Source organism: Klebsiella sp. K5-306 (genome assembly GCF_051835185.1).
Taxonomy (GTDB): Bacteria; Pseudomonadota; Gammaproteobacteria; order Enterobacterales; family Enterobacteriaceae; genus Klebsiella; species Klebsiella oxytoca.
In genome coordinates this window covers 752145-760346 of sequence record NZ_JAIFJY010000001.1, presented here as the reverse complement: position 1 = coordinate 760346, position 8202 = coordinate 752145, and the positions used below count along the sequence as shown (strand labels likewise).

At 50.8% G+C, this 8202-nt stretch carries 6 protein-coding genes and 1 pseudogene; 5 read left to right on the top strand and 2 right to left on the bottom strand.

Annotation, left to right across the window (positions count from 1 at the left end; all coding sequences use genetic code 11):
* Window positions 1-129 precede the first annotated feature (129 nt).
* The 4 genes and pseudogenes from K2184_RS03685 to K2184_RS03670 all read left to right on the top strand — a co-directional run.
* Window positions 130-1503 (top strand): annotated as a pseudogene (locus K2184_RS03685) (FGGY-family carbohydrate kinase); the annotation flags it as partial.
* Window positions 1504-1514: 11 nt separating this feature from the next.
* A complete protein-coding gene (locus K2184_RS03680; RefSeq protein WP_004102236.1) occupies window positions 1515-2276 on the top strand; it encodes an SDR family NAD(P)-dependent oxidoreductase in 762 nt (253 codons plus the stop codon).
* Between the two features lie 16 nt (window positions 2277-2292).
* Window positions 2293-3288, top strand: coding sequence for a 2-hydroxyacid dehydrogenase (locus K2184_RS03675; RefSeq protein WP_004102238.1), 996 nt, complete (start codon window positions 2293-2295; stop codon window positions 3286-3288).
* A gap of 89 nt (window positions 3289-3377) precedes the next feature.
* Window positions 3378-4640: a PTS galactitol transporter subunit IIC gene (locus tag K2184_RS03670; RefSeq protein ID WP_163525264.1), complete on the top strand. Its 1263-nt coding sequence runs from the start codon at window positions 3378-3380 to the stop codon at window positions 4638-4640.
* Between the two features lie 129 nt (window positions 4641-4769).
* Here K2184_RS03670 and ompC read toward each other — a convergent pair whose 3' ends face one another.
* Window positions 4770-5855 (bottom strand): porin OmpC, encoded by a 1086-nt coding sequence (gene ompC / locus K2184_RS03665; RefSeq protein ID WP_017145831.1) that lies wholly within the window; start codon window positions 5853-5855, stop codon window positions 4770-4772.
* A 561-nt stretch (window positions 5856-6416) separates the two neighbouring features.
* Here ompC and K2184_RS03660 point away from each other — a divergent pair.
* Window positions 6417-7139 (top strand): SAM-dependent methyltransferase, encoded by a 723-nt coding sequence (locus tag K2184_RS03660; RefSeq protein ID WP_163525262.1) that lies wholly within the window; start codon window positions 6417-6419, stop codon window positions 7137-7139.
* A gap of 140 nt (window positions 7140-7279) precedes the next feature.
* Here the strand turns inward: K2184_RS03660 and K2184_RS03655 are convergent, their stop codons facing one another.
* On the bottom strand, window positions 7280-7786 hold the full coding sequence (locus K2184_RS03655) for a hypothetical protein (RefSeq protein ID WP_004102245.1): 507 nt from the start codon (window positions 7784-7786) through the stop codon (window positions 7280-7282).
* Between the last annotated feature and the right edge of the window lie 416 nt (window positions 7787-8202).

The following is an 8202-nucleotide window of genomic DNA, read 5'->3' as shown; positions in this document are numbered from 1 at the left end:
CGGGTCTGACGGCGCTTAGTGCTGAATTCACTATCGGCGAAGGTGAGTTGATGGCTCATGATGTCCCTCTGGGATGCGCTCCGGATGAATATGATGATCTCATATCAGGAACTTGTTCGCACCTTCCCTAACGTCGAAGTCATTAAAAAAGCCATCGCGCAGTCGGGTATCGACGCCAGCCAAATCAAAGGCGTGGCGGTAACCGGTCACGGCAACGGGCTTTATATGGTGGATGAAACCGGTGCCCCGGTGCGCAACGGAATTATCTCCACCGATAGCCGGGCTAAGGCCTGGGTAGAAAAGTGGTACCGCGACCCGACGTTTGTTAGCGATATTTTGCCCAAAACTATGCAGTCTATCTGGGCCGGGCAGCCCGTCGCCCTCCTCGCCTGGCTGAAAGAGAACGAGCCTGAAACGCTGTGTAAAGCGCGCTACATTTTCATGGTCAAAGATCTGATTCGTTTTTATCTGACCGGCGAAGCTTTTCTCGAACTTACCGATATCTCAGGAACCAACCTGATCAACGTTCGCGACCGCGACTATGACGCCTCGCTGCTGGCCTGGTGGGGACTCGGCGATCTGCGCGATAAGCTTCCGCCCATCAAGCTCTCCACCGATTGCTGCGGCTACATTACCGAAGACGTCGCGCAGCTCACCGGATTGCGTGCCGGAACGCCGGTCTCGGGCGGGGTGTTTGATATCTCGGCGTCATCTGTCGCATCCGGTATCAATACCCTGGATAAGCTGGCAATTATTACCGGAACATGGAGCATTAACGAATACGTGACCGACCATCCGGTTATTGACCAGGATCTCTTTATGACCTCGATTTATCCGATTGAGGGCAAATGGTTAATTACCGAGGCAAGCCCCACCTCCGCCAGTAATCTGGAGTGGTTTATCAATAACTTTATGGAGAGCGATCGCACCGCCGCCGCTGCGCAGGGATCGTCAGTCTACGATCTGTGCAATGAGCTGGTCTCCACAACCACGCCCGCGGAGAGCCACCTGCTGTTCTTCCCGTTTGTCTTCGGTTCCAACACCATCCCGGACGCCTCTGCGGGGTTTATCGGCCTGAATAGTTTCCACAAAAAAGCGCATTTTTTACGCGCGATATATGAAGGGGTTGCTTTCAGCCACCTGTATCACACCGAACGGTTACGCAATATTAACCCGCAGCTCAGCCGCACCATCCGGATTGCGGGCGGCGTGACTAACTCAGCGGTCTGGCTGCAGATATTCGCCGACATTTTCCAGTCCACCCTGGAGATTGTCGACGTGAAAGAGCACGGCACGCTGGGCACCGCGATGACCGCCGCAGTAATGGTTGGCTGGTTTGATGACGTCTTTGCCGCCTCAAATGAGATGGTTCACGTTTCGCGAACGGTTACACCGGACCCGGACAGCAACAAGGTCTATCAGGATAAGTATCAGCTTTACAAAAACCTGCTATCGGAAATGCAGTCTCCGTGGAAAAGCTGCAGTAACTACATCACGCATTAAGTGAGGAAAGTATGGATCTGAATTTACACCACCGCACGGCTATCGTTACCGGAGGCGCTACGGGCCTCGGCAAAGAGTTTGTCCTTTCGCTCGCCCGAGAAGGGGTCAACATCTGCTTCACCTATATGCGTGATGAGGAGCGCCCGGAACAGCTGATCGCTACGGTAAAAAGTAGCGCCAGCGTCGAAATTATTGCGGTGAAAACCGATCTTTCCGACGAGCATAGCCGGGAGAATCTGTTCGCGACCTGCCTCGAACGCCTGGGGAACGCCGATATTCTGGTCAATAACGCCGGGATCTGGCTGAGCGGTTACGTCACTGAAATCACCCAGCAGGAGTGGGATAGCGTGATGAACGTCAACCTGAAGGCGGTGTTCCACCTGAGCCAGCTGTTTGTCAACCACTGCCTGGCGAAAGATCAGGCCGGCAGTATTCTGAATATCACGTCTCAGGCGGCCTTCCACGGTTCAACCACCGGTCATGCTCATTACGCGGCCAGTAAGGCGGGTCTGGTGGCCTTCTCAATCTCGCTGGCGCGCGAGGTGGCGAAGCAGAAAATCAATGTCAACAACATCGCCGTCGGCATCATGGATACCGCGATGATCCGTAAAAACATTGAACAGAATCCTGACTATTACGTCAGCCGTATACCGGTAGGCCGGGTGGCCCAACCGCACGAAATTGCCGACATCGGCGTCTTCATGGTCTCACCGAAAACCCGCTATATGACGGGAGCGACTCTGGATGTCACCGGCGGTATGTTGATGCGTTAATTTATGGAGAATGATTATGAAATGTCTGGCAATTGCCGATCTGTTTATCAATGCAGCTATGATGGACGCGGGTCTGAAAGCGCTCAAAGATAAAGGTATTGCAGTGGAAGTACGCGAATGGTCGCACGAGTCAATTGAAAAACTGCAGGAGGATAATTTACTGGTTGAACAGCAAGGTTCTGAGGCGCTGGCGCTGCCTGCCGCTCTGCTTCAGGGTGCTGAGGAGACGGAGATCCTGATAGTCCAGTTCGCCCCGGTTAACGCGGCGGTATTCGACAAGCTGCCAAAGCTTAAATACGTCGGGGTGCTGCGCGGCGGGATTGAAAACGTTAATCAGGAGGAGGCAAAAGCGCGCGGAATTGAGGTGATGAACACGCCGGGGCGTAACGCCCGCAGCGTGGCGGAATTTACCGTCGGGATGATTCTGGCGGAAATGCGCAATATCGCCCGCTCACACGATGCGCTGCGCGATAAGTTCTGGCGCAAAGAGAGTCCTAACCACCGGGCCATTCCTGAACTGGGCGGCAAAGTGGTAGGTCTGGTCGGGCTGGGGCATATCGCGCAGCTGGTGGCTGGCTTCCTGCGCGGTTTCGGCAGCGAGATTATCTTTTACGATAAGTACGTCCCCGGCCATGAAAGTTATGAAAAGGTGGATACTCTCGACGAACTGGTGCGCCGTGCGGATGTGATTTCGCTGCATGCCCGTATGACCCCGGAAACGGAAAACCTGATCAACGCCCATCATTTTGAATTAATGAAGGAGAGCGCCATCATCGTCAACACGGCGCGCTCCGGGTTAATTAATGAAGGCGATCTGATCGCCGCGCTTCGGGCGGGTAAAATCATGGGCGCTGCCCTCGACACTTTTGATGACGAGCCGCTGCCGGACGATAGCGCGTTTTATTCGCTGAATAACGTCACGATAACGCCGCATATTGCCGGCAGTACCATTGATGCCTTCAGCAATTCGCCGAAGATTTTTTCAGAGATATTGCTGAAGCAACTCGGTTAAATATTAAAAGAGCCGCTTAAGGTTTTTGCTACGGCCCATTGGGCACGGGTTCGCTCGCGCCCAATTCGGCCGCCTTTTAAGGAAATATTATGGATATTATCAACAGCATTATTAGCCTGGGGGCATCAGTGATGATGCCAGTAATATTCTTTATTATCGCACTGTGCTTTGGGGTTAAAATCGGCACCGCATTTAAAGCCGGGATGCTGGTAGGCATCGGCTTTGAAGGGGTGGGACTGGTGATCGGCCTGCTATTAACCAACCTCGGGCCGGCATCGCAGGCCATGGTAGAGCGTATCGGCCTGCACCTGACGGTGGTCGATACCGGCTGGCCGACCGCCTCGACAATCGGCTGGGGCTCGCCGCTGATGCTGCCGGTTGTGGTGGGATTTATCGTTATCAATATTGCCATGCTGCTGCTGAAATTAACCAAAACGGTAAATATCGATATATTTAACTACTGGATTTTCCTGATTATGGGTTCAGTCGTCTATGCCGGTACCGGTAACTACTGGCTCTCCGTCGGCATTACTTTCGGCATATTTATCTTAACGCTACTGGCGGCGGATTTAACCGCACCCTATCTGCAAAAAAACTATAATCTGCAAGGGATATCATTTCCCCATCTTACCTGTATAACCTACGTGCCGTTTGGTATTGCCTGTAACTATATTATTGATAAGATCCCGCTGATCAATAAAATTAATTTCGACCCGGAAAGCATTAATAAAAAATTCGGCGTCTTCGGGGAGCCACTCACTCTGGGCTTCGTGCTGGGGCTGCTGCTGGCCTTCCTGGCCGGGTACGATGTCTCGGCGGCGGTATCGCTGGCGATTAAAGTTTCCGCCGCCATGCTGCTGCTACCGAAAATGATCGAAATTTTAGTGCAGGGCCTGCTGATCGTGCGCGATGCCGCGGAAGCGAAGCTGAAGGCGAAATTCCCCAACCGCGACTTCTATATCGGCATGGATACCGCACTGCTTATTGGCGAACCTTCGGTGCTGGCAACCGGCCTGCTGCTGATCCCTATGGCGGTGGTGCTGGCGATTATTCTGCCAGGCAACCGCGTGCTGCCGTTTGTCGATCTGGCCTCCCTGATGTTCCTGCTGGCGATGGTAACGCCGTTTTGCAAACGTAATATGTTCCGCATGTTTATCACCGGCACGCTGGTAGTCACCTGCATTTTGTACGGCGGAACGGATATTTCGCGGGAATACACCCAGGCGGCGGTCAACTCTAATATTCCTGTGCCGGAGGGGATGGCGGAAATTACCAATATCGTTGGCGGAGCCACCACGCCGGTGGGCTGGCTGGCGGTGAAATTCGGCGAGTTTTTCACTACCGCGCCGTAAATTCCCTCTCTTCTCACTCTGCCCGGCGCGGGAAACGGCGCCGGGCTTTTTATTATCGCCCGCTCGCCACCATAAAAAATGCCTGCCAGGAGGGTAAGCTGGCAGGCATGGCTGATAAAAGGCTGAATTTTAGAACTGGTAAGTTATGCCCACGGCAACGATGTTATCGGTGCTGATGCTGGCATCTTTAGTGAACCTGGTGTCATCCAGCAGGTTGATTTTATAGTCCACGTAGGTAGACATGTTCTTGTTGAAGTAGTAAGTCGCGCCTACATCAACGTATTCAACCAGATCCTGGTCGCCATAGCGGCCCAGATCTTTGCCTTTTGATTTCAGGTAGGCGATGGACGGACGCAGGCCGAAATCAAACTGATACTGAGCAACCACTTCAAAGTTCTGCGCGGTGTTGGCGATATAGCCTTTACCGAACTTAGTCATGTTGCGGGTTTCCGCATAGGTGGTCGCCAGGTAGATGTTATTGGCATCGTACTTCAGACCGGCCGCCCACACTTCCGCTTTTTCGCCACGGGCGTAGAAGTCTGGATTGACGCGACCTTCCCTGACCTGCGCATCGGTACGATCGGATGCCGCGTAGGCCGCACCTGCGCTAAATCCTTCGTACTCATAGGTCGAGGCCATACCCCAGCCGTCGCCATGCTGTTTCGCCAGATCGCGGTCGTTGCCCTCTTCTTTACCCTGGTACTGTACGGCGATATTCAGACCGTCAACCAGACCGAAGAAACCGTTGTTACGGTAAGTGGCAACGCCGGTGGTACGCGCGGTGGCAAAGACGTCGGTCTGGGTCCAGGTATCACCGCCGAACTCCGGCAGCATATCGGTCCAGGCGCCGATATCATAGGCAACGCCGTAGTTACGACCGTAGTCCAGAGAACCAAATTCGCCAAACTTCAGGCCAGCAAACGCAAGGCGCGTTTTGTCGCCGGAGTTGTCGCCTTCAACGTTATTGGCGCTGAAGTTATATTCCCACTGGCCGTAGCCGATCAGCTGGTCGTTGATCTGCGTTTCACCTTTGAAGCCCAGACGGGCATAGGTCTGATCGCCATCTTCTGACTTATCGCTGGAGAAATAATGCAGGCCGGTCACTTTCCCATAGAGGTCGAGTTTGTTTCCGTCCTTGTTATACACCTCAGCTGCCTGCACGGTTCCTGCAGCAAGAAGTGTAGAGACGGCCACTGTTAGTAATTTTAATTTCATATTATTTCGTCCCTAACTATTAATAGAATATCAAATCTCAGATACCTTCTGAGCGAGACCATTATGCGATAATTCGCAAAGATACTTGAAATTAAAAGTTCCGAATTTTTATACCAAATACAATAACTGTGACGAAAACGGTGGTTGTTAATTGACACACATCAATTAACCCCGTTCTGATCCCGCAATTATTCTAAATCACACCTTGTACAACCCCTGGAATCAGCAGATTTAACCAAAATAAATAATTTCTCATAGGGAAATTCTAATGATAAGAATAATTAAAGATTTCAATTTGTTAAAATACATATAAATCATAATGTTATGAATAATTATTTCTTCAGAAAATCCTTAATCATAAACATCCTGATTCGCCAGTTCGTGTTTTCAAAGGTATATTCTGATTTTCGCATTCAGAATTAATTTCAGTATCAAGATAAGCCCTGGCGTTATTGAAAGTTCTTTACAAAATCCACATTCATTATAGCCCGGCGGTTTAAGATTTGTTTAGAAATTGTGTGAAACGGATAGCAACGACTCTATTTTCAAGGGATGAAGGTGATGATGAATAAATTTAGTCCGGCGAATTGCCCGCAGACGTATGTCAAACAAAATATGATGGGGCCAAATGTATTAAGGCTGGTTGAAGAGCTTAGCCGCTCCCTGGAACTGTGGCCTGGAATGCGTATTCTCGATCTGGGCTGTGGGACAGGGTTATCTTCGATGTATCTGGCGACGGAATTCGGCGTGGAGGTGGTCGCGGCGGATCTGTGGGTTCGCGCCGACGATAACGCCCGGCGTTTTGCGGCAGCGGGCATGGACAATAAAATCACCCCGATCAATCTTGATATCAGCACCCTGCCGGGACTGGGTATTTTTGCCCGCGACGCCTTTGATGCCGTGGTCAGTATCAATGCCTGGCACTATTTTGCCCGCGATGCCCTGTTCTTTGACCAGCGCATTGCGCCTTATGTCAAAGGCGGCGGAACGGTGGCTATTGTCATCCCGGGTCTGCGCAGCAGCGATGCTGAAACGCGACCTGAAATCCATGCGCTCATTGCTAGCGGCATCGCCCTTTTTACCACCGACCGCTGGCGCGCAATCTGGTCCGGGAGCCAGCATCTTGCGGTCAATCACTGCCGTCATATGGCATCCGGCCGTCAGGCGTGGCTAGAGTGGCAAAAGTGCGATAATGATTTTGCCGCTACCGATGCCGCCATGAGAAGTGATGAGCTGGGTCAGCAGCTGCGCTTTATGCAAATCATTGGCCGGGTAAACAAATAAACCTGTAGCCTGGCATCGACGCTCGCCCAGCCGGAAAGTGGGCGCCGGAAGCGATGGCACGGTGATAGAACGGCGCACTGAAACCAGGAGGTTGACGGTAATTAACAGGATTAGCCTGCGCGCAGTATCATCGCGGGCAATTAGTCTGGGGTGAATTTATCAATCAGCGAAAAAGCGTGTAAATAATTAGACAGCGCCAACAGCGCATGAAATGAGTTAAAACCGAATTTATCAATTAATCTTCTTTTATAGTTGCTGTAGGCTTTAGGTGAGATGCCGAGCAGTTCCGGATAGTCTTTTGCCAGCACGTTAAATTTCATAATAAAAATATACTGGAATTCTCTTTCCGTTAGGGTGATGTCCTCACCGACAGGGATACCGTCAGTGACTCTGGCGATAATACTGGCGATGTGCGCGGTGCGCCTCTTGTTGATCAAGCAAATGATATTGCCTTCCACCTTGAAACACACAAAATTCTTTTTCATTTCAAAGCTGTTTATCAAAAAATGAAACTGCGCATGGCTGCTGGATGAGTATCTGGTTAAGCACAGATCGACGAGATTCGCCTTTCTGACCGCTTTTATATCATTTATTTTCAGACGCATGGCTTTTTTAAAAAAATGATTATGGCTGAAAATAGTTAACATTCCGTTCCCTCACGAAAGTGCAATCATCCTTTATAGAAATGCGTATAATACGCGCCATGGGAATATACCCATGAGTGAAGCGGGTGAATTATAGGTTTGATTAATATTTATTGTCCAGACGAGCAAATTTCAGATAAATCCCCGTAAAATTTACCCTGTCGACATTTCGCGCCCCCAACGACGGCAACCATACCTCCCTTTTCTTTAGGATTTTTCTCATTAAACGTCAGTTGCAAAGAAATGAACAGGAGAACATTCTGTCATGCAGAATATATTCAACCAATTACATTGGAGAAAACGCTTTATAAACAGATAAATTCGGTTATCAAGGTGTTGCACGTACCGCGACGTGACGGCGAGATCGAATTTCTGAGGGTTTGTTTGCCATTCGTTTAGGTGGGGCAGCAGATGAAAAT

Coding starts and splice junctions, on each gene's coding strand:
- K2184_RS03660 (WP_163525262.1), top strand. CDS start 6,417: ATGATGAATAAATTTAGTCCGGCGAATTGCCCGCAGACGTATGTCAAA.
- K2184_RS03675 (WP_004102238.1), top strand. CDS start 2,293: ATGAAATGTCTGGCAATTGCCGATCTGTTTATCAATGCAGCTATGATG.
- K2184_RS03655 (WP_004102245.1), bottom strand. CDS start 7,786: ATGTTAACTATTTTCAGCCATAATCATTTTTTTAAAAAAGCCATGCGT.
- ompC (WP_017145831.1), bottom strand. CDS start 5,855: ATGAAATTAAAATTACTAACAGTGGCCGTCTCTACACTTCTTGCTGCA.
- K2184_RS03680 (WP_004102236.1), top strand. CDS start 1,515: ATGGATCTGAATTTACACCACCGCACGGCTATCGTTACCGGAGGCGCT.
- K2184_RS03670 (WP_163525264.1), top strand. CDS start 3,378: ATGGATATTATCAACAGCATTATTAGCCTGGGGGCATCAGTGATGATG.